Annotated in this window: 15 protein-coding genes and 1 tRNA gene; 1 reads left to right on the forward strand and 15 read right to left on the reverse strand. The window is 44.9% G+C overall.

Annotated features, from left to right (window positions below; genetic code table 11):
• Positions 1–12 precede the first annotated feature (12 nt).
• Positions 13–4,143 carry a DNA-directed RNA polymerase subunit beta' gene (rpoC, locus tag ACLWBD_RS13305; protein WP_413568504.1) on the reverse strand — a complete coding sequence of 1,377 codons (4,131 nt, stop codon included), beginning with the start codon at positions 4,141–4,143 and terminating at the stop codon, positions 13–15.
• Between the two features lie 27 nt (positions 4,144–4,170).
• On the reverse strand, positions 4,171–8,373 hold the full coding sequence (gene rpoB, locus ACLWBD_RS13310) for a DNA-directed RNA polymerase subunit beta (RefSeq protein ID WP_063206538.1): 4,203 nt from the start codon (positions 8,371–8,373) through the stop codon (positions 4,171–4,173).
• Positions 8,374–9,070: 697 nt separating this feature from the next.
• Here rpoB and ACLWBD_RS13315 point away from each other — a divergent pair.
• The gene (locus ACLWBD_RS13315; RefSeq protein WP_413568505.1) at positions 9,071–10,447 is read left to right on the forward strand and encodes a YncE family protein; all 1,377 of its coding nucleotides are present in this window, start codon (positions 9,071–9,073) and stop codon (positions 10,445–10,447) included.
• A 125-nt stretch (positions 10,448–10,572) separates the two neighbouring features.
• Here the strand turns inward: ACLWBD_RS13315 and ACLWBD_RS13320 are convergent, their stop codons facing one another.
• The 13 genes from ACLWBD_RS13320 to tuf all read right to left on the reverse strand — a co-directional run bounded on the left by ACLWBD_RS13320 (position 10,573) and on the right by tuf (position 19,914).
• Positions 10,573–11,328 (reverse strand): alpha/beta hydrolase, encoded by a 756-nt coding sequence (locus ACLWBD_RS13320; RefSeq protein ID WP_413568507.1) that lies wholly within the window; start codon positions 11,326–11,328, stop codon positions 10,573–10,575.
• Between the two features lie 109 nt (positions 11,329–11,437).
• Positions 11,438–11,974 (reverse strand): hypothetical protein, encoded by a 537-nt coding sequence (locus ACLWBD_RS13325; protein WP_413568508.1) that lies wholly within the window; start codon positions 11,972–11,974, stop codon positions 11,438–11,440.
• A complete protein-coding gene (locus ACLWBD_RS13330) occupies positions 11,953–12,663 on the reverse strand; it encodes a metallophosphoesterase family protein (RefSeq protein ID WP_413568510.1) in 711 nt (236 codons plus the stop codon). The genes ACLWBD_RS13325 and ACLWBD_RS13330 overlap by 22 nt, the downstream gene beginning before the upstream one ends.
• Before the next feature lie 101 nt (positions 12,664–12,764).
• Complete coding sequence (locus ACLWBD_RS13335) at positions 12,765–13,742, reverse strand: hypothetical protein (RefSeq protein ID WP_413568511.1); 978 nt, start codon at positions 13,740–13,742, stop codon at positions 12,765–12,767.
• A 102-nt stretch (positions 13,743–13,844) separates the two neighbouring features.
• A complete protein-coding gene (locus ACLWBD_RS13340) occupies positions 13,845–14,324 on the reverse strand; it encodes a hypothetical protein (protein WP_413568512.1) in 480 nt (159 codons plus the stop codon).
• A gap of 704 nt (positions 14,325–15,028) precedes the next feature.
• Positions 15,029–15,397 carry a 50S ribosomal protein L7/L12 gene (gene rplL, locus ACLWBD_RS13345; protein ID WP_063204871.1) on the reverse strand — a complete coding sequence of 123 codons (369 nt, stop codon included), beginning with the start codon at positions 15,395–15,397 and terminating at the stop codon, positions 15,029–15,031.
• 65 nt (positions 15,398–15,462) lie between these two features.
• Positions 15,463–15,987: a 50S ribosomal protein L10 gene (gene rplJ / locus ACLWBD_RS13350; protein ID WP_063204872.1), complete on the reverse strand. Its 525-nt coding sequence runs from the start codon at positions 15,985–15,987 to the stop codon at positions 15,463–15,465.
• A gap of 222 nt (positions 15,988–16,209) precedes the next feature.
• The gene (gene rplA / locus ACLWBD_RS13355) at positions 16,210–16,917 is read right to left on the reverse strand and encodes a 50S ribosomal protein L1 (RefSeq protein WP_041876464.1); all 708 of its coding nucleotides are present in this window, start codon (positions 16,915–16,917) and stop codon (positions 16,210–16,212) included.
• Positions 16,918–16,926: 9 nt separating this feature from the next.
• Positions 16,927–17,349, reverse strand: a complete 423-nt coding sequence (gene rplK / locus ACLWBD_RS13360; protein ID WP_038448239.1) for a 50S ribosomal protein L11 — start codon at positions 17,347–17,349, stop codon at positions 16,927–16,929.
• Between the two features lie 89 nt (positions 17,350–17,438).
• Positions 17,439–17,972, reverse strand: coding sequence for a transcription termination/antitermination protein NusG (gene nusG, locus ACLWBD_RS13365; protein WP_063204873.1), 534 nt, complete (start codon positions 17,970–17,972; stop codon positions 17,439–17,441).
• Positions 17,973–17,982: 10 nt separating this feature from the next.
• Complete coding sequence (secE, locus tag ACLWBD_RS13370; protein ID WP_063204874.1) at positions 17,983–18,360, reverse strand: preprotein translocase subunit SecE; 378 nt, start codon at positions 18,358–18,360, stop codon at positions 17,983–17,985.
• Positions 18,361–18,387: 27 nt separating this feature from the next.
• Positions 18,388–18,463 (reverse strand) — tRNA-Trp (locus ACLWBD_RS13375).
• Between the two features lie 260 nt (positions 18,464–18,723).
• On the reverse strand, positions 18,724–19,914 hold the full coding sequence (gene tuf / locus ACLWBD_RS13380; RefSeq protein WP_063204875.1) for an elongation factor Tu: 1,191 nt from the start codon (positions 19,912–19,914) through the stop codon (positions 18,724–18,726).
• Positions 19,915–19,994 lie beyond the last annotated feature (80 nt).

The raw sequence follows: 19,994 nt of genomic DNA on the forward strand, positions 1-19,994 counted from the left end.
TTTCTTTAGTTACTACCCTTGGTGAGGCTGAGCTGACGCCGTCATTCCTGGCAACGCCACAAATGAAGTATCGTCGTCTTCGGCTACAGACACTTTCCAACGTTTGTATGAAGTCAAACCTGTTCCCGCTGGGATCAAGCGACCCATAATGATGTTCTCTTTCAGGCCACGCAAATGGTCTGTGCGAGAATTGATCGCTGCTTCCGTAAGAACTTTAGTCGTCTCTTGGAAGGACGCCGCTGAAATCCAGCTGTCAGTGCTCAAAGAAACTTTCGTGATACCTAGAAGAAGCGGGCTGCTAGTAGCAGGTTGTCCGCCCTCACGGTTGATACGACTGTTTTCTTCGTCGAAAGCATATCTTTCAACTTGTTCACCCGCCAAGAAACGGCTGTCACCAGCGTCTCTGATTTCTACTTTACGTAGCATTTGGCGAACGATCACTTCGATGTGCTTATCGTTGATACCAACCCCTTGAAGTCTGTAAACTTCTTGGATTTCATTCACAAGGTATGCTGATAGAGCTTTCGCACCTAGAACCGCCAGAATGTCATGAGGATTTGTTGGACCATCCATCAACGCCTCACCGGCTCTTACGTACTCACCTTCTCTTACAGCAACGTGCTTACCTTTAGGGATGAGGTATTCTTTTTGCTCACCCACTTCAGGAGTTACGATCACACGTTGTTTACCTTTAACGTCTTTACCGAATGTCACATAACCATCGATCTCAGAGATGATAGCTGCTTCTTTCGGTTTACGAGCTTCAAACAATTCAGCAACGCGCGGTAGACCACCCGTGATATCCTTCGTTTTCGAAGTCTCACGATGCATCTTCGCGATAACGTCACCGGCATGAACTTCCTGCTGGTCAGAAGCCAGAAGTTGCGCACCCACTGGGATCAAGTATCTCGCAGGGATGTCACGGCCAGGAAGATTCAATGTCTTACCATTGCCATCAACTAGGAATACAGTCGGCTTAATGTCAGAAGACTTCGACTCTGTGATAACTTTGGTCGCGAAACCAGTTACCGCATCGACTTGTTCCTGCATTGTCGAACCTTCTTCAATGTCGTGGTATTGGATCTTCGCAGAAACTTCCGCGATGATCGGATTCGAATATGGATCCCACTCAGCAACAGTTTGACCTTTAGTCACTTTGTCGCCTTCTTTGAAGTTAAGTACCGCACCGTAAACAAGTTTGAAGTTTTCACGTTCACGACCTGTTTCGTCGATCACAAGGGCAGAACCGTTACGATTCATCACAGTCAACTTACCGTTACGGTTTGTTACTGCGTGAACGTTTTCAAATTTAATAACACCGTCATGGCGAGTTGTATGAACAGATTGCTCAACCGCACGAGAAGCCGCACCACCTAAGTGGAACGTTCTCATCGTCAACTGAGTACCTGGCTCACCGATTGATTGTGCTGCAATGATACCCACTGTTTCACCAAGGTTCACAGTGTTACCGCGAGACAAGTCACGGCCGTAACATTTCACGCACACGCCACGAGTAGATTCACAGACTAGAGCAGAGCGGATTTCAACTTTGTCGATACCAAGCTCTTCTACGCGCTTAACATCAGACTCAGTGATTTCGTGTCCGGCTTTCAAGATCACAGTGTTTGTCATTGGATCAACAACGTCTTTAAGAGTTGTTCTACCCAAGATGCGATCGCCGATATTTTGGATGATCTCACCAGCTTCGTAAACCGGAGTGATTTCCAAACCATCTGTCGTACCGCAGTCCACTTCAGACACAACAACGTCTTGAGCCACGTCAACCAAACGACGAGTCAAGTAACCAGAGTTCGCTGTTTTCAATGCAGTATCGGCCAAACCTTTACGCGCACCGTGCGTAGAAATGAAGTACTGGATAACTGTCAAACCTTCACGGAAGTTCGCAGTGATCGGAGTTTCGATGATCTCCCCAGAAGGTTTCGCCATCAAACCACGCATACCACCCAACTGACGGATCTGAGCTGCGGAACCACGGGCTCCGGAGTCAGCCATGATGTAGATCGGGTTGAATGAAGGTCCTACGATTTCTTTACCATCAACATGAAAAGTTTGTTTTTCAATCGCGTTCATACCTTCTTTAGCGATCTTATCACCAGTTTGAGCCCAGATATCCACCACTTTATTGTAGCGCTCACCATCTGTGATCAAACCTTCGTCGTACTGCTGCTGAATCTCTGTTACTTGTTTCTCTGCATCAGCAATCAAAGTTGCTTTTGCTGCAGGGATAACCATGTCGTCGATACCGATCGACATACCCGCTGCTGTAGAATATTTGAAACCAAGTTCCATGATTTTATCAGCCAAGATACAAGTCGCTTTTGCACCAGCAAGACGGAATGTCTTATCGATCAAAGCAGCGATTTGTTTCTTATTCATTGTTACGTTCACTTCGTTGAACGGAACTTCTTTTGGTACGATGTCAGACAAGATAGAACGACCTACTGAAGTCTCTTGAACTTTACCGTTCAAACGAACTTTACAAGCCGCTTGCAAGTCAACAAGTCCTGTTTCGTAAGCGTAAAGAGCCTCTTGAACGCTGGCGAAAATCTTGCCAGTTCCTTTTGCTCCAGGACGAATACGAGTCAACCAGTACAAGCCCAACACGATATCTTGTGAAGGGTTGATGATTGGCTTACCAGATGCCGGAGAAAGGATGTTGTTCGTAGACATCATCAATACGCGAGCTTCAACTTGAGATTCCACAGAAAGTGGAACGTGAACCGCCATTTGGTCACCGTCGAAGTCGGCATTGAACGCCGTACACACTAGAGGATGCAATTGGATTGCTTTACCTTCGTGAAGTACTGGTTCGAAAGCTTGGATACCAAGTCTGTGAAGAGTTGGCGCACGGTTAAGAAGAACTGGATGTTCTTTAACCACGTCAGCCAAAATATCCCAAACTTCTACAGTTTCTTGGTCTACAAGGCGTTTTGCTTGCTTAATAGTTGTCGCCAAACCTTTTTCTTCAAGTTTGTTGTAAACAAACGGTTTGAAAAGCTCCAAAGCCATCTTCTTAGGAAGACCACATTGGTGAAGTTTCAAAGTTGGGCCTACAACGATAACGGAACGACCCGAGTAGTCGACACGTTTACCCAAAAGGTTTTGACGGAAACGACCTTGCTTACCTTTCAACATATCAGAAAGAGAGCGAAGAGGACGTTTGTTAGGACCAGTGAAAGTCTTACCGCGACGGCCGTTATCCAACAACGCATCAACCGCTTCTTGCAACATACGTTTTTCGTTGCGGATGATGATGTCTGGAGCGTTTAGCTCCTGAAGACGTTTCAAACGGTTGTTACGGTTGATAACACGACGGTAAAGATCATTAAGATCTGAAGTCGCGAAACGACCACCATCAAGTGGTACCAACGGACGAAGATCAGGAGGAAGAACAGGAAGTGCTTCCAACATCATCCACTCTGGCTTGTTGATAGAGCCTTTGAAAGCTTCAACAACGCGTAGACGTTTCGTCAATTTTTTGATTTGCGCTTCTGATTTCGTGTCTTTCACTTCCATACGAAGTTTACGAGACAAGTATTCAGGATCGATTTTGCGTAGCAATTCACGAACAGCTTCACCGCCCATGCCTGCTTTGAAGCTTGGACCGAACTCATTAAGAGCCGCTTGGTAAGCTTCTTCAGTCAAAATCTGACCTTCTTCCAATGTAGTTTCCATTGGATCGATAACCACGTGAGCTTCACAGTAAAGAACCTTTTCAACGTCTTTCAAAGAAAGATTCAAAAGGTTACCGATACGAGAAGGCAATGAACGCAAGAACCAGATGTGTGCCACTGGAGTTGCTAGTTCAATGTGACCTAAACGCTCACGACGAACTTTAGTTTGTGTTACTTCAACGCCGCACTTTTCACAGACGACGCCACGGTACTTCATACGTTTATACTTACCGCACAAGCACTCGTAATCCTTGATAGGACCGAAGATTTTCGCACAGAACAAACCGTCACGCTCTGGTTTGAATGTACGATAGTTGATAGTTTCAGGCTTCTTAACTTCACCAAATGACCAATCACGAATCATTTCCGGTGACGCCAACGATACTCGTACGGCGTCAAACGAAAGTGGATCTTTTGGTTTATCGAAAAAATTCAACAAGTCTCTCAAAGAACACCCCTGTTGTTAAAATATTAATTAGTGTTGCTCTGGCTCAGTTGGAGCCGGAACAATTGCCTCTTCACCCTCGATAACGTCATCAGTCAACTCATCGTCTGAGTCGCTAAGGATGTCGGACTCCATCAACTCAACATTCAATGCAAGAGACTGAAGCTCTTTCACTAGAACGTTGAACGATTCAGGAAGACCTGGTTCAAGGATGTTTTCACCTTTCACGATGCTTTCGTACATACGAGTTCTACCTGCCACGTCGTCAGACTTAACAGTTAAGAATTCTTGTAGTGAGTAAGCGGCACCGTAAGCCTCGATCGCCCAAACTTCCATCTCCCCTAGACGCTGACCACCGAACTGAGCTTTACCACCCAGAGGTTGTTGCGAAACAAGAGAGTAAGGTCCGATAGAACGAGCGTGGATCTTCTCTTCCACGAGATGGTGAAGTTTCAACATGTACATGATACCCACAGTAACTGGGTTCGTGAACGGCTCACCTGTACGACCGTCAAAGAGGATCGATTTACCAGATGTTGGAACTTGCGCTTTTTCTAGCAAGCCTTTTACGTCAGATTCACGAGCACCGTCGAAGACTGGCGTACCCACGTGGATACCGTTCTTCATGCGAGTGACCATAGACTTCAATGAGCCATCATCTGCTTTATCAAGTTTTGCAGAGATGTCGCTATCACTGAAGATGTCTTTCATGTCTTTACGGGCATTTTCAGCGTTCCACTTTTCAAGGTGGGCACCTAATTGTTTACCCAAGTTGTGCGCAGCCCAACCCAAGTGAACCTCAAGGATCTGACCGATGTTCATACGAGAAGGAACGCCCAGTGGGTTTAGAACCATGTCAACAGGTGTACCGTCAGCTAGGTATGGCATGTCTTCCGCAGGCAATACTTTAGAGACGACACCCTTATTTCCGTGGCGGCCGGCGAATTTGTCACCGACTTGCATTTTACGTTTAATAGCAACGTAAACTTTAACCATCTTGATTACGCCAGGAGGCAATTCGTCACCTTTGCGTAGACGATCAATTTTCTCGTTGAAGACCAATTTAACAGCGTCAAGTTGGTTACGAGCATTGTCGATGATCTTGTTCACTTGGAACTCAAGATCTTGTTCAAGAGGGATATAGTTCAACAATTCAAATGGAACTGTCTCTAGGTCCGCTTCCGTGATGATTTGACCTTTATTAAGAAGCTTTTGGCTTCCATCTTCGTTCAATAGAACGCCCGTTGTTGTTTTACCAACAAGGATGTCACGAAGTTTAGAGATCGCGTTATTTTTGATAACGTTTTGCTCTACAGCCAAGTCCTTCTCAAGTTTGCGTTTTTTCTCTTCGATGATTGACGACAAACGCTCATCGCGGTCTGCGCCTTCACGAGAGTAAACTTGAGCGTCGATCACTGTACCGTAAACGCCTGATGGCGCACGAAGTGATGTATCACGAACGTCACCCGCTTTTTCACCGAAGATCGCTCTCAAAAGCTTTTCTTCAGGAGAAAGTTGAGTTTCACCTTTTGGAGTTACTTTACCAACGAGGATGAAGCCTGGACGAACTTCCGCACCGATGCGGATGATACCAGAGCTATCAAGGTCTTTAAGAGCCTCTTCACCGACGTTAGCGATATCGCGAGTGATCTCTTCCTTACCAAGTTTTGTATCACGAGCCACACACTCGAATTCTTCGATGTGGATGGAAGTGTAAACGTCGTCTTTCAACAAACGCTCAGAAATAAGGATGGAGTCTTCGAAGTTGTAACCTTGCCAAGGAGTGAACGCTACTAGGATGTTTTGTCCAAGAGCCAATTCACCAAGTTCTGTAGAAGGACCGTCAGCGATGATGTCGCCTTTAGAAACCTTGTCACCTACAGTTACGATTGGTTTTTGGTTAAAGCATGTATTTTGGTTCGTACGTTGGTACTTAGTCAGGTTGTAGATGTCTACGTTCGCACCCAACTCACCACCTTTTGCAAAACGGCGAACTACGATACGAGATGCATCGACTTCTTCAACGATACCGTCGTTTTGAGCAACAACAGATGTACCAGAGTCACGAGCTACCAAACGCTCTACGCCTGTACCAACAAGTGGTGCGCGAGAACGCAACAATGGAACCGCTTGACGTTGCATGTTCGATCCCATCAACGCACGGTTGGCGTCGTCATGCTCAAGGAATGGGATCAAAGAAGCCGCGATAGATACTAGTTGAGATGGAGAAACGTCCATCAAAGCAACTTTGTCTTTATCAACGATTTCGTACTCACCGTCACGACGAGTGATCGTCGTCGCAGTTTGGATAGCTTTATTACCAGCTTCATCACGAGCCGCAGGAGCAATGTAGTGACCTGCTTCTTCCAAAGCTGACAAGTAGTTGATGTCTTTAGAAATAGAACCTTGCTCAACCTTACGGTACGGAGTCTCGATGAAACCGTAGTTGTTGATACGAGCATAAGTCGCCAAAGACGCGATCAAACCGATGTTTGGACCCTCTGGAGTCTCGATCGGGCAGATACGACCGTAGTGCGTAGGATGTACGTCACGTACTTCGAAACCGGCACGGTCACGAGTCAAACCACCAGGGCCGAGAGCTGACAAACGACGTTTGTGAGTGATCTCTGACAATGGATTTGTTTGGTCCATGAACTGAGACAATTGAGAAGAACCGAAGAATTCTTTAACAACCGCGTTCACTGGCTTCGCGTTCACTAGATCGTGAGGCATCATTGTCTCAACATCTTGAAGAGACATACGTTCACGGATCGCGCGCTCCATACGAACTAGACCGATACGGTATTGGTTCTCAAGCAACTCACCTACAGAACGAACACGACGGTTACCCAAGTGATCGATATCGTCGATAACACCGCGACCGTTTTTAAGGTCGATCAGAGTTTTGATAGTGCTCAAGATATCTTTATGAGTCAGTGTTCTGTGTGAAGGTGGGCACTCGTCCATAGAGATGCCGAATCTGTGGTTGATCTTAATACGACCAACTTCAGAAAGATCATAAGTCTCTGGATCGAAGAACAAACGACCGAAGAATGTCGTAGCGGCTTCCAAAGTTGGAGGCTCACCAGGACGAAGACGTTTGTAGATCTCAACCAAAGATTCATCTTTGTTAGAAACTTTATCAACTAGCAACGTGTTGCGAAGGTAAGGACCTACAGTCAAACCGTCGAAGAAGATCATGAAGAAACGATCAATTCCAGACTCGATAGAACGCTTGATGATCGCAGAGTTCAATTCTGCATTGGCATCAGCGATGATCTCACCTGTTGACTCGTCAATAAGTGGTTTCGCCAATACTTTTCCGTCAAGGTCTTCAGGCTGAACTTCAAGCTCAGTGATGTTAAGATCTTTGATTTTCTTAACGATCGCACGAGTGATACGACGACCTGCTTTAACAAGCGCCTCACCTGATTTTGGATCGATAACGTCTGTCAATGCTCTTTGGCCTGACATACGCTCGATATCAAGTTTACGATAAAGCTTTCCAGATTTTACGTAAACTTCGTCTAGGTCGTAGAAGTACTCAAGAAGTTGCTCAGTGTTGTAACCAAGAGCCTTCAAAAGAATTGTCACAGGGAATTTACGACGACGGTCGATACGTACGTGGATAAGATCTTTTTGATCGAATTCAGCATCCAACCAAGAACCACGGTAAGGAATCACACGTGCAGAGTAAATCAATTTACCAGAAGCATTGTTCTTACCACCATCGTGGTCGAAGAATACGCCCGGAGAACGATGCAACTGAGAAACAACAACGCGCTCAGTACCGTTGATGATGAAAGAACCGTTTGCAGTCATCAATGGGATTTCGCCCAAGTAAACTTCTTGTTCTTTCACGTCGCGGATGCTGCGTGCTTCAGTTTCTTCGTCAACGTCGAAAACGATCAAACGAAGAGTCACCTTGATTGGAGCAGCGAAAGTCATACCACGCTGACGGCACTCGTCCACGTCGTACTTAGCTGGCTCTAGAGTGTATGATACAAACTCAAGGCTTGCTGTGTTGTTGAAATCTGTAATTGGGAATACAGATTTGAAAACGCCATTGAGACCCGCATCGCCACGGCGATCTGGATCCATATCTTTTTGAATGAAAGCTTCGTAAGAAGATTTCTGCAATTCAATCAGATTTGGGATATCAATGACCTGCTTGTTTTTTGCAAAAGACTTTCTAACTCGGATGTTAGAAGCTGTAACTGGAGTTCTTTCCAATTTACTCTCCTGATCTGTTTGCACTCCGGCAGGGCCGGAGTAGAAAATCGGACATTCGCTTCGGGGGGAATTATCCAAGGCCCACATTAAATCTTTAGATAAGCATCTCAACCTACCTGAAGTTTTAAGGAAATCAAGTGATTATAATACTTTCCGCCTGGTTCAGAAGAGACTCTTCGAGGGACTTAGAAACCTAAAATTTGATGATTTTTTTGGGAGCCGTGCGGTCCCGATAAAGTAAGGACCTTACCCCACGAGTTCTGTTTTTGACGGAGACATTAAAGCGAAGATCAATCCTTCACATGATCACACATTGCATTGCGTTAGTTTATTGAAATATAAAGGAATTTTAAGTTTCGATAAAGAATTTCGATGGAGCTGAGCCTTCGTCATTAAAGGATCGCGGTCGTTTTGAAAAGCGTTTTCCTAAACCGCATTGATCGACTTTCAGTCTGTTTGCGCGTCGCAGCCATACCTCCTCTGAGCCGCATTCATATTTAAACCTTTTCCTTTTTTCAATCGAAGAACCGGGAAATGCTTGAAAAATACGCAGGCCAAACAACCTTTTCCTAGTTTTGCAAAGGATCTTCTTGTTTGCGCGGTCGTTTTAAAACTTCTAAGTGACCTTTGTAATCCTCCGACCCCACTTTTGAAAAACTCCTAATTTGCTAGGCTTTCAGCAAACAAGGAGATCCCTATGAAAGCATTGGTCCCTTTTCTTGCGATGATGGTCACGAGCTTCGGCGCTTATGCGGGGCCCAGCGATCTGTCGGCCTATTTTTCGAAAGACTTTCTAATTAAGAAGGCGGACACAGGCTGCATGCCCAAAGGAATGAAGGCCGATAAAACCGGAGACTTCCTCTACGTCGCGGAAATGTGTGGAAAAATAGATCCCGCGAAAAACAAACGCATGCCCACGGCGTCCGTTTTCGATTTGAAAAAGCAAACCTTGGTTAAAACATTGGTGACACCTGCGGGACCTACGGACGGCATTTTTGCGAATACCGAAGTGGATATTTCCATAGATGGGAAGTTTGCTTTTATTTCTCGCGCGGAGGGAGGAAAAACAGCGGAGGTCTTTAAAAACGGAGGGCTTTTGAGTGTCGTGAATACGGAAACTCAAAACATCGTGAAGTACATTCCGACGAAAGGTGAAGGTTCTAAGATCATTGCCTCACGTCCCATCGTCGCCGAAAGACCTTCGGAACAAATCCTATACGTGGCCAATTATTTTTCTGATGACATCAGTGTGATTGATGTCACGAATCTTAAAGATGATGGCAATTTGGATGGCAGCCGTCACCTTGTGAAAAAAATCCGTTTGCAGACACGTTTTACAAATCCATCGATTAAAAAATATCTGATCGCTCCCCGCGGAATTTCTTTTACGCCTAACGGAAAATACGCATTAATTCTCGCCACCGAAACCGGCAGTCTTATCATCGTCGATGCTTTGAACCATCAGCAGATCGCGGAAATTTCTCCGATTGAAGATTCCACTGCGGGCCGACCACTTAATTTACGTCATGTAGTTGTTACTAAGAATGGACGCCTGGCTTACTTCAGTCATATGCGCGGCAACGCCGTTTCGCGGATTGATATGGAAAAGCTGATGGAGGAAATCGCAAAAGTCGCCGCCACGTCGATGACTCCCGTATTGCCATCAAGTGTATGGAACAGACTTTTTGTTCCCTTTAATACTCCGAAAGGACTTAAAAAAATTTTGATACTTGAAGATTACCCGTTAGATCATCCTAACTTCCCCGGTAAAAAATGGGATCTCGCGCACCCCAACACCATCGTTTTAGATCCTTTGGAAAATCGTTACCTTTTTGTTTCATCGCGAACTACGAGTTATAAAGATGACGACAAGGTCGATCCGCGAATTAAAGGAAAAATTGATATCGTCGACACCCGCAACGGAAAGATCGTTTTCACTTTAGTCGGAGGCGCCCAGCCAACGGCACTGGAGGTTTCACCGGATGGATCAACACTGATCTCGGCTGGCTTGAAAGATGATAAAGTTTATTTCTACGATATCAGCAAAATTATTTCTTTGTACCAGCGGTGGTAATTGAGAGCCCTTTCAAAAAGGGCTCTTTAAGTATATTTCTGAGCAGTCGCTGAAACTCTTTCGTAAATAATTGCAATCGAGACTCCTCCTTGGGTTACCGCAGGGAGGAGCTCATCACCCGCGAATTACTTTTCTACTCCCGCAGCGGCCAAAATGGCGTTCACGACACGAAGAGGTTGAGATTGCATAATGACGTGGCTTCCTGGATAAGCCGTCATTGTTGCTCCGATTTTGGAGGCCATGGCTTTTTGAAGAGCTGGCTGAATCATATGGTCCGTTTCAGCGACCACGTACCAAGAGGGTTTAGCTTTCCAAGAGGCGATGGTCGCTTTCTCCGCAAATGAAGTCGCCGCCGTGGGAATCTGTGTTGCAAACATCAGGGAGGTTGTTTTGCGTGGAAGATCTTGAGCGAAATATTTTTTCATCCCCATCTCTGTCAAAGTTCTAAAGCCAAAAGAATCAATCACCAGCTGGCCAAAACCGGGAGATGCTGGATAGTCCTTCGTCAAATCTAGAACAGACTGCCCTTCGGAAGGAGCAAACGCCGCTACATATACTAGAGCATGAACATTCGGCTTACTGCCTGCTTGTGTGATGACGAATCCTCCCCAGGAATGCCCTACTAGAACCACGGGTCCTTTCACATTTGCTAAAGCTCGCTCCGTCGCAGCGACGTCATCAGCAAACGACGTTAACGGATTTTGAACGGCAACGACTTTAAATCCCCGCTCTTGCAGCATGGTGGTGACACGACTCCACGAGGCTGTGGCATCAGCAAAAGCTCCGTGAACTAAAACGATGGTATGATCTGTGGGAACCAAGGCTTGAGCCCACGGAACCAACAGAAAAGATAAAATAAAAATACTTAAAATATTTCGCATAGGGTGCTCCTTTTTTCAGAAAAGTAGAGCATCATGCGGTATCGGCCTCAATCACGACGCCTAAGATACACAAAGTCCTATTTGAAATTCACTGACAACTCAAATGGGATTAGAACAGATACTGCAAGGAAAGACCGGAAGAGATGTAGTATTGAAGGTCGCGATTATTATTATTGAAAATAGCAATCACACCGTTATCAAAGATGCGGATGCGATATGAGATGCCAATGCGACTTCGCATAAATGTATATGTTGTTCCAAACTCGGCCCCGTAACGAAGCGCCGTAAAGTCATAATAATCAGGGTAGGGATACTTGTCTGGCGACTCTAGAAAGTATTTGTCAGAATTAAGGGCGTAAACCAAGAAGAATCCAAATTGCAAAGGCCTCCAGACATCTTCGCGCACGGGAGTATTCCATCGCGAATAACGATAGACCAGATTCGCTTGATAGAAAACTTCTTCATCAATGGGATAACCACCCAAAGAAAGATCGACCGCGTGTTCAGGCTCAAACTCGTAACTGGCCCCTGCGGCGACAGTTCCCATGAATCCTGCGCGTTCAACCACGGCACGCCAATCATCGGCTCGCGCCGACGACACAAAAAGAAACAGGAATGCTACCGCTAAGGCTTGATAGTTAAGCATGTGTTCCCCATTGTATCCATACGTGTGACACAAAATTGATTTCCTTGGACTGTGATACTTAACCAGTGAGTCCCCTCTTCACCGGCCACTCGCCCACATTGCATCATGATAGTGTCGTGATCAGTGGAAAGGTCATAAACATGATTATGTCCGTTAAAGATGACCTTTACTCTGGGGTGCTCAATCACGTAACCCAAGGTCGCTGCGACATCGTCAAAGTAGCGATCCGTATCGCGTAATTGCACATGCGAAAAGATCATGATGTTTTTCGCCGTTTCATCTACGCGCGCCTTCAGCCAATCCGGGTCGAACTCTTGAGGATTTTCGAGATTGTTCGAATTAAAGAAGATAAAACGATAGTTGTCGGATTCGAAATAGAAATTGGAAGGCCCAAAGGCCTTGCGATAAAGTTCTGGTCCCGCACCGATAGAGTCGTGATTACCAACCGCATTGATGACGAGTTGACGAAGTGGGTTAATCGCTTCGATGAACTCATCATATTCGAGATTGTATGCCGAGTTCGTGAAATCTCCTAGCCCCGCAACGAAGTCAAACTTTTCGGCTTGATTCATTTGGAAGACCATTTTGTCGGTGGCCTTATAGTTTTGATGAGGGTCAGAAAATACAGCAATGCGAATCACGCCATCGCTTTCAGGGTTCCCTACTTTATCCAGCGAAAGCTTATTCAAATTTCGCTCAGGCCGTAACAAATTGTCAGAGAAAGGCGAATCTACAAAGGGAGCGCAAGAACTCGTTAAAACAAATGCGGTGATGTAAAAAAGGAGTCTGATCATAGTTTAAACTCCACACCCAAGCGACCATAGAAATCATTGTCAATCTGGGTGACCTTGGAATTTGGATGATAGATTCTTTCGGATTCATAAAGGCGCCTGTCGACGGCAGCGCCCAGGGCGAAGGTCACTCCCGTTTTTGCAGTCACAAATTTTTTGAAAGCAGCTTCGGCGAAGATCTCTTGATAATACAGACGATCCTCATCGTCGGCGCGAGAGTCGAACATGTAAGAGCGAACCGTCAGTCCCACCCTGCCGTCAAAAACAAACTCATCTTCAAGAAATTTTCGCGCCCAGTAGTTGATTCCAAATGGGGTAATTCCAAAACTATGCAGCCAATTCACGTCTGCTCCCCATTCAATACGGAAGAAAGGAAAACCGACGGTGGTTCTTACATTTTCACTCAGATTATAAATCACCCCAAAGTACGGAAAGGGCTTTCCATCGTGAATGCCGCGATTGTCAGATTGGTTGATCGCAAAAATCCAGTGGTAGTTTTCTGCCGGCGCCGTTTGATAGGCAATAGTTCCATCAAAATAGTCGTTGCGCGGCTCGCCCCAAGGCACGTCACTGGCTGTCGCATAGGATGCGAAAAAGCCCAAACGTCCGCCATTAGAAAATTCACGGCGCGCGCCGAAGCCAGCGCCCTGGTTTTGCAAAGAATTGGCAATGAAGACTTCCTGCTCTCCTAAGGTAAACTGAGTGCGCCCTAAACTTAAGCTTTCTGAAAAGACGTTCGCAGAAGCGCTCCAGGTTTCAGATTTATAAAGAGGAATGCGAATATCGGTATCAAAAATACGCACCGGAGAATCTTTGTAAGTATAAGGAGAAGTCCACAGATCCGAACGAAAGCTAAAAAGCACTTGCAGATTTTGTTCTTCAATTGTGGGAATAGTCCCTAAAGGTACAGAGAACGCCCAAGGGGCTTGTAGAATAACAAACGCAAAAAAGAAAAGACGAATGAAGTAAATCACCATCTATTTGTAGGCCCTCTTAAAACTTCCGTCAACTTCTGCACAAAGTTATCAAAAGCAGTATCGGGGCCCGAATTATTTTCTCTAGGTATACACTGTCAATTTTCACTTTTTAAAGGGATTCAAAAGATATAACCAACTTTGTCCCTTCTTTTTCATCCCTTTTTCGATCACAGCGACCTGATCTTCGTAAATTTTGTCAGCATCTTCCGGCAAAACAAAATCATCCCAACTAAAATAAATTTCCGGCCAATCCCGGCCCTCTACCACTTCGTTAAGATGTCCTTTCAGATGTTCTTTTGCGAACTCCAACTCTAAATTCCAATTCAATGGCCAGCTTTGTTCCGAAACCACCTTTTGACGTTGAGAAACTTCCCATTTTGCTTGCACTATTTTTTCTAAATACAGATGAAATAGAAAGTACGCAGGCACATGGCGTTTCAGGTTAGAGCTGCTAGTCTGGAACATTATCGACGTGAAGTAGGAAGGATAATTTACGGAAATATCCATCCATACCAGACTTCCCGGTCGACGAAGACTCCATGCCCATCTGTCATTTTTAAGTGTCTTTAAATATTCATCCATTTGCTCACAAGGAGTATATCGATAGTCAAAGACTTCAAAATTACACTCTCTCGCGAAATCAGTTATATATTTCTCCACATTTACGTCAGGAAATTTTTGGTGCTTCATAGTTTGTTTACCTCTCCGAAAATATTTAATACTTCTATAAAACTCGAGGGATCGAATCCGGACCTATAAAGCAAAGTAAGCGCCAACAAAAAAAAACCTCAAAGGACCCTTATTTAAGCTGAAGAGTTTCATTTCTGATAAAATGGATGACGTCTGAAATTAAAGAAAAAAAATACCTGCTTCCTATTCACGAAAATAGGAACCTGGTACCTTATTAACACGAAGGGAAGCAGGTACCTTTGGGCAGAGAATAGCAAATCATCCCATCAATCGGCGCGACAGCGTTGATTCGATAAATAAAAAGGACGTCGTTAAGAGTTTAATTTTTGATGCAGATAAATGCCCTGATACGGGCTTGATGTTTTCTTTCGTTGTAGCATGGAGCCTTGGAGTGGAAGGGTGAGGTATTTTAGAAAATTCAGACCTCCGGCCCCGCAGGATGCGGTATTCAAGGCCGGCGAGCGCCGGATGCGCGCGTCTGAATTTTCTAAAATACCTCACCCTTCCACTCCAAGGCGGCCCCGCTACGAACGAAAGGCAAAAAAAAAGCCCCGTGTTTCCACGAGGCTTTCGATTCTTCGCAAGAAGAGCAAAAACTACTTAACAGTAACTTTCGCGCCTGCAGCTTCAAGAGCTTTCTTGATTTTTTCTGCGTCTTCTTTAGTAGCGCCTTCTTTAACAGCTTTGTTACCAGCTTCAACAAGGGCTTTTGCTTCAGCAAGACCAAGACCAGTCAAGCCACGAACTTCTTTAATAACGTTGATTTTGTTGGCGCCAGCGTCAACAAGGATAACGTCAAAAGCAGTTTTTTCTTCAACAGCAGCAGCAGGACCTGCGCCAGCAGCAGCTACAGGAGCAGCAGCAGAAACGCCCCATTTTTCTTCAAGCATTTTTACAAGTTCAGCGATCTCAAGAACAGTTTTTTGAGACAACGCATCAACTAATTGATCGTTAGTTAGAGACATTTTAAAATCCTCCAAAGGATATAAATTTATTGTTAATTCAAATATTCAGCACCCAAACGTAACTATTACGCTTGTGGAGCTTCTTCAGTAGTAGCACCGCCACCAAGTTTCTCAGCGTAAGCATTTAAGCATCTAGCAAGTGCAGAACCTGCACCCAATAGTGTACCGAGGAACATAGCGCGAAGTTGGTCTTTGCCTGGAAGAGTCGCCAAGAATTTGATCTTAGCATCGTCCAACGCTTCACCGTCCATAACACCAGACTTGATCTGAAGAACTTCAACGTCCTTCGCGAATTCAGCCAATGTTTTTGCAGTAGCGTTCACTTCACCGTATGAGAATACGATGGCGTTAGTACCTTTCATTGAATTAGCAAATGCCTTTTCAATAGCTGGGTGATCTTTGAACGCTCTTTTTGCAAGAGTGTTGCGGACAACCTTCATCTCTGATTCAGCAGCATTCAATTTTTTGCGCAAAGTAGTAACTTGCTCAACCTTGATGCCTTTGAAGTCAACGATGAAAGCTCCTTTAGCTTTTCCGAATTTCTCCGTGATTAGCTTAATCTCTTGCTCTTTATCTGCGCGAGTGATCATAAGTGAGCCTCCTTTCGTTAGATTCTTTCTACTCCAGTTTGCTGAAGTAGGTTGTGCGATTCAGGTTGGTTTGGAGTCACCTAGAACTAGGAAACTTTTTGCCTTATCTCGGTAGGCCCCACACCGTCGTGGGATTACATCTACTAAAAGAAACCTACTGTCTCTGATCGCAATAAAAACTTAAGCTCCGATTTGCACCGGAGCTTTTAATTACATTTAAAATTATGCGTTAGTAGCAGTTAGAGCTGCTGCCGCATTTGGCTCAATCTTAACACCAGGACCCATAGTTGAAGCTACGGAGATAGTTTTAAGATAGATACCTTTAGACGCTGCTGGTTTAGCTTTAACGATAGCACCCAACAAAGTTAGGAAATTATCGCGAAGTTTAGCATCGCCCATAGATTTCTTACCGATACCAGCGTGAACGATACCTGCTTTATCAACGCGGAAATCAAGCTTACCTTTTTTCTCGGCAGCTACTGCTTCACCAACGTTCATAGTTACAGTACCGATTTTTGGATTCGGCATCAAACCACGAGGTCCCAAGATCTTAGCAACTTTAGAAACAGTCGCCATCATATCTGGAGTCGCGATACATTTGTCGAAATCCAACCAACCACCTTGAATTTTAGCTACAAGGTCGTCAGCACCAACGAAGTCAGCGCCAGCCGCTTTCGCTTCAGCCTCTTTAGGACCTTTTGCGAAAACAACAACTTTAACTTCTTTACCAAGACCGTGAGGCAAAGAGATCGCGCCACGAACTTGTTGGTCAGATTGCTTAGGGTCAATACCCAAGCGCAAAGCTACGTCGATAGATTCATCAAATTTAGCTGGAGCAGTCGCTACCACAAGTTTGAATGCTTCTTCAACAGAGTATTTTTTTTGAGAATCAACCTTCTTAGAGGCTGCTTCGAATTTTTTACCTGCCATACATCACCCCTATGCGATATCGATGCCCATGCTCTTAGCTGTACCAGCAACTTGTGACATTGCGGATTCAACTTTCAAGCAGTTCAAGTCAGGCAATTTCGTTGTAGCGATTTGCTTGATTTGATCGTTATTGATTTTGCCTACTTTGTCTTTTTGCGGTTGTTTGGAACCAGATTCCAATTTCAACGCCTTTTTGATCAAAGAAGACACCGGTGGTGTTTTCGTAATGAAAGTAAACGATCTGTCTTGGTAAACAGTGATGATGATAGGGATGATGCTATCACCCAACGCTTGTGTACGAGCGTTGAACTGCTTACAGAATTCCATGATGTTTACCCCGTGCTGTCCAAGTGCCGGTCCAACGGGAGGAGCTGGATTAGCTTTCCCTGCCGGTATTTGCAGCTTGATCATTCCTGTAACTTTTTTTGCCATGACCCACTCCTGCAAGAGGTTTGTTTTAAGAGTGCCTCGACCTATTCGAAGCGCCCCGTGCTTAAAGTGCTACCTATGTAGCGCTTAAATTATTGTTTTTCAACTTGAATGTAGTCCAATTCCACTGGAGTTGGTCTACCGAAGATGCTGACAAGGACTTTCAGCTTACCTTTGTCCTCGTTCACTTCTTCTACAGAACCCTGGAAGTTGCTGAATGGACCGTCGATAACAGTCACATTCTCACCTACAGAGAACTTCACTTTTGGCTTCGGTTTTTCAGCTACGCCCGCCATTTGCTGCGTTACGCGAAGAACTTCAGCTTCCGGTACTTCTGGAGGACGAGTTTTAGTCCCGCCTACGAAGCCGGTCACTTTAGACGAATTGCGTACTAAATGCCAAGTCTCATCATTCAAAAACATCTGAACGAAGATATAACCTGGGAAAAATTTACGCGATTTAGTTTGTTTTTGGCCTTTTACAAGCTCAACAACGCTTTCCGCAGGGATAAGGATTTCCCCGAAGAATTCTTCCATTTTATTGGATTTGATCTTTTCTTCGATCGCCTTTTTAGCGGTGTTTTCACAACTTGTTTGAACGTTAACGATATACCACTTTTTTTCCATGGTCCGTTCCTTACTTCATGAGGTAGTTGATAAAGAAGCCAGAAATCAAATCAAATGAGCTGATGATCACGCTAGAGATAAGAACCATCACCACACAAGCAATTGTCATGGCAGTGGTGTCTTTACGAGAAGGCCATACCACCTTACGAATTTCAGAGACAACTTCTTCACCCCAAGCCATTACTTTAGGATTGAATTGAAGGACTGCGAAGACAACCAAGCCCAAAGCGACCGGAACACCGTGACGGATAACGTCTGAGTCCGCAGCTCTTGCTACAACCCCGAACGCGCCCGCGAAAGCTTTGATGAGAAGAGATGTTGTCAAACCGACCAAGATAGCTGCGATGGCAAAGCTGATTGTCAAAATCTTAGAGTTGGCCTTTTCCATAGTTCCTCTTTGTTTGGATTTCAAAATTGGCAGGGGCGGAGGGATTCGAACCCACGACCTAACGATTTGGAGTCGTTCGCTCTACCACTGGAGCTACACCCCTGCTGATCTTCTTGATGACAATCGCTTATTCCCTTCGTTGCTCGGTCGTCGGCGTACTATTAGTACGCTCTCCTCGGTCGCGCCTCGGGCCTAAGCAATTCTCATCAAGAATCTCCCTATTTGGGAGAACTTTGCAGTCTAAAAGTCGTTCTTAAACTGACTAAAAATTTTATTTTTTAGTCATGCCAAGAAACACCGCGGGGGACCCTTTTGTCAAGGAGTCCCCCAGGTGATTTTAATTTAGCCTATGCTGCGTTATCGTTATTCAACGATTTCAACAACTACGCCGGCGCCAACTGTACGGCCACCTTCGCGGATCGCGAAACGCAATTCTTTTTCCATTGCGATTGGAGCGATCAACTCAACAGCCAATTCAACGCGGTCACCAGGCATAACCATTTCAGTTCCAGCTTTCAAAGTACAAACACCAGTTACGTCTGTTGTACGGAAGTAGAACTGAGGACGGTAACCATTGAAGAATGGAGTGTGACGTCCGCCTTCTTCTTTAGTTAGGATGTACGCTTCAGCTTTGAATTTTTTGTGAGGTTTTACTGAACCTGGTTTAGCCAAAACTTGACCACGTTCAACTTCTTCTTTTTTAGTACCACGAAGAAGAACACCACAGTTGTCCCCTGCTTGACCTTCATCAAGAAGTTTACGGAACATTTCGATACCAGTTACAGTCGTTTTTTGAGTTGGACGGATACCGATGATTTCGATCTCGTCACCAACTTTAACGATACCACGCTCTACACGGCCAGTAACAACTGTACCACGACCAGAGATAGAGAATACGTCCTCTACTGGCATCAAGAAAGTTTTGTCAGTAGCACGAACTGGTTCAGGGATGTAAGCATCACAAGCGTCCATCAATTTCATGATAGCTGGACGACCGATTTCAGAAGTGTCACCTTCCAAAGCTTTCAAAGCAGAACCTTTAACTACTGGGATTTCGTCGCCAGGGAATTCGTACTTAGAAAGAAGCTCACGAACTTCAAGTTCAACAAGGTCCAACAATTCTTTATCGTCAACCATGTCAACTTTGTTCATGAATACAACTAGAGCAGGAACACCTACTTGACGAGCAAGAAGGATGTGCTCACGTGTTTGTGGCATTGGACCGTCAGCAGAAGAAACTACTAGGATAGCTCCGTCCATTTGAGCGGCACCAGTGATCATGTTTTTTACGTAGTCGGCGTGGCCTGGGCAGTCAACGTGAGCGTAGTGACGTTTGTCAGTTTCGTACTCAACGTGAGTTGTAGAGATAGTGATACCACGTTCTCTTTCTTCAGGAGACTTATCGATTTGATCGTAAGACATCGCCTGAGCTTTACCAGCTGCTGCAAGAGTAGTAGTGATAGCAGCAGTCAAAGTTGTTTTACCATGGTCAACGTGACCGATTGTGCCGATATTTACGTGCGGCTTCGAGCGGTTAAATTTCTCTTTAGACATTATTCCTCCTGCAGAGATTTATTATAAAAGTCGTAAACGCTTTAACTAAAAACTTAACTTCAATTTCCAAATTATCCGAG

It is taken from the genome of Bdellovibrio sp. HCB117, from assembly GCF_047305915.1.
Lineage (GTDB): Bacteria > Bdellovibrionota > Bdellovibrionia > Bdellovibrionales > Bdellovibrionaceae > Bdellovibrio > Bdellovibrio bacteriovorus_B.